Here is a 2524-nt window from a genome sequence, read left to right as displayed (position 1 = left end):
CCCGACACACTCATAAATAAAATATTATGCTCGCAAGCCTTTGCAATCCGACGGCTACTGATAAAACCATGTGCATAGCCCAGTAAAATAATCTTTAGCATTACCGAAGGTGGATACGCCGCCGCGCCCGTTTTGTCATTGTTGTACCACGCGTCAAATCCCGATAAATCGAGTTTATTTTCGACGATATAACAAAGGGCATATTCAAATGTGCCAGGCAAAATTTGCTCAGCGAAATTGATAGGAATGAATTTATTTTGACAGGATAAGTCAGGCTTGTAGTTAGCCATAACAGTTTACCGTGGGTGAATAATATCTATTAGATCACAGCGAACAGATGGATTCAAGGTTAAAAAGTAACCAACCAAGAATAGTTGGATACGTTCCTAAAAAGAGTAATTCTACAGCCTCAACGCTTTGCTAAGCGGCAATAAAATTTTTGGCTAAAATAGCGAGGAACGAGCAAAAGCCAACTGTTTTTTGTCCGTTTAAGCAACTTGTTATATTTTTAATTTTCAGAATCAAAACCTGTTAATCCAAGACTCTCATTTAAGGATGCAATAATTGCTTTGATTTGTTCCTCAGCTTCTTCCATTTCTTTTGTGACAACTTCATCCACGGCTTTAAGTGCAAATGAGAGCTTGTCGGTCAAAATTATTTTACGCCTTTTACTCACCCGTTCTTGAAATTCTTTTTTTAGCCAATCATTTAAGTAAGATTTACCGCCATGTATTGCACCGTAATCTGTATCTCTTGTAACTATGATAACTTCTTTATCAGTGTGATTTGCACACTCAATAATCCACTCCCAGTTTATAGCATCACCAAATGAGTTATCTGCATCTTTCCTTGGCGGGTAACCAAGAGAAAATCTTTTTCGAGCTAGCCTCCGAATTCGAAAACGGTCATCCGATTCGCGATCAAGATTAAACTCAGATTTACGTTTAAAAATCCTATTTAATTTTTGAAAAACAGGATCGTTTGAAGATGGATTTTGTAATATTTTTTCTACTTTAGATTTTACTTTTTTTTGTTGTGTTGATATTTCTTTTTTATGTTTTTCAATCATCTTGGATGGCTGAAAGTCAGCTAATAGAGCCGGAGGGGTTAATTTCCCCCAATCTGGAGAAGTATAAGTTTTTAATGTTTCAAGAATTACTTTTTGTCTATTTTTCTTAAATTCCATTTCAACTTGAGAGCCTATGATTAGTCGATCTTTACAATCTTCTAATCTGTCGAGGTATGCGAGACTGACATCACTGACGTGGTTTAATGGATTCGACTACCCCAGTTAAGAGATAATCAACTTAACTGGAGATCGATAATGACAAAACGTAAAAAGTATTCCAAAGAATTTAAACTTGATGCCATCGCATTAGTTGTTGAGCAAAACTACTCTCAAGCAGAAGCCTCTAGAAATTTAGGGGTAAATCCCAACATGCTTGGTCGGTGGATAAAAGAAGCTGAAAATGATGATGGGCAGGCTTTTAGAGGGAATGGTAATTTGACCCCTGAGCAAGAAGAGATCAGAGAGCTAAAAGCGCAAGTGAAACGCCTAGAAATGGAGCGTGAAATATTAAAAAAAGCGACGGTCTTCTTTGCCAAAGAAACGAAGTGAAATACTCGTTCATAACCCAATACAAGAAGACCTGGCCTGTGGCGGTAATGTGCCGAATACTGGGTGTAAAAAGTAACAATTACTATAGTTATCAAAAGCGATATTCAACTAAATCAGAGGATCCAACACATCAAGAAATGATTGATTGGGTCAAGGACATAGCGCACTTCAGTGATAATACTTACGGTGAAAGGCGTATTCAGAAAGTCTTAAATGCACTCGGTTTTCCGGTGAGCCGTCACAAAACAGCACAGTTAATGAAAGAGGCAAATGTCTGGGTGCGTTATAAAAAGAAATACAAAGTAACAACGAATAGTGACCATAACAAGCCTATTTATCCCAATGTACTTGAGCAAAACTTCAACGTTGAAGCCGCTGATCAAGCTTGGGTACAAGATATCACTTATGTTTGGACTGCAGAAGGTTGGTTATATCTGGCGGTAGTGATTGATTTATATTCGCGTAAAGTCGTTGGTTGGAGCATGGGCTCACGAATGAAAGCGCAGCTTGTCTGTGACGCACTGACTATGGCGATGTGGCAACGCCAACCCAAAGCAGGGTTGATTATCCATTCAGATCAAGGGGTTCAATATGCAAGCCATCAATATCGTAGATTGCTCAAGTCAAACGACTTCATTGGTAGCATGAGTAAGAAAGGTTGTTGCTGGGATAATGCTGTTGCAGAAAGCTTCTTCGGTAGTTTGAAGCAAGAGCGCGTGCATTGGAAAAATTACCCAACGCGTTATGAAGCTCAACAGGATGTAATGAATTACATCTGCATGTGGTACAACAGTCGTCGCTTACATTCGTACTTAAATTATCAAAGCCCAAATGACTTTGAAGAACGAACCGAAACATTAGATATGGTTTCTTAACTAGGGTGACTGAATTTAGTTGACCACGTCA

2 protein-coding genes and 1 pseudogene are annotated in these 2524 nt (G+C 38.6%); 1 reads left to right on the top strand and 2 read right to left on the bottom strand.

Annotation, left to right across the window (positions count from 1 at the left end):
- A partial coding sequence (locus L654_RS0117680) for a transposase (RefSeq protein WP_024608629.1) occupies positions 1-290 on the bottom strand: 290 nt, incomplete at its 3' end.
- Positions 291-508: 218 nt separating this feature from the next.
- Positions 509-1228: pseudogene (locus L654_RS1000000127045) on the bottom strand (PIN domain-containing protein); the annotation flags it as partial.
- Between the two features lie 96 nt (positions 1229-1324).
- Between L654_RS1000000127045 and L654_RS0117665 the strand changes: the two are divergent.
- Positions 1325-2493 (top strand): IS3 family transposase gene (locus L654_RS0117665; protein WP_139016089.1). Its coding sequence is split into 2 segments (ribosomal slippage): positions 1325-1601 and positions 1601-2493, totalling 1170 coding nucleotides; the frame shifts between segments, so codons are not numbered across the junction.
- Positions 2494-2524 lie beyond the last annotated feature (31 nt).

This window comes from Pseudoalteromonas sp. TAB23 (assembly GCF_000498075.1).
GTDB lineage: Bacteria > Pseudomonadota > Gammaproteobacteria > Enterobacterales > Alteromonadaceae > Pseudoalteromonas > Pseudoalteromonas arctica.
Note: the sequence above shows the minus strand (reverse complement) of the source record. Positions and strands in the feature narration are given on the sequence as shown.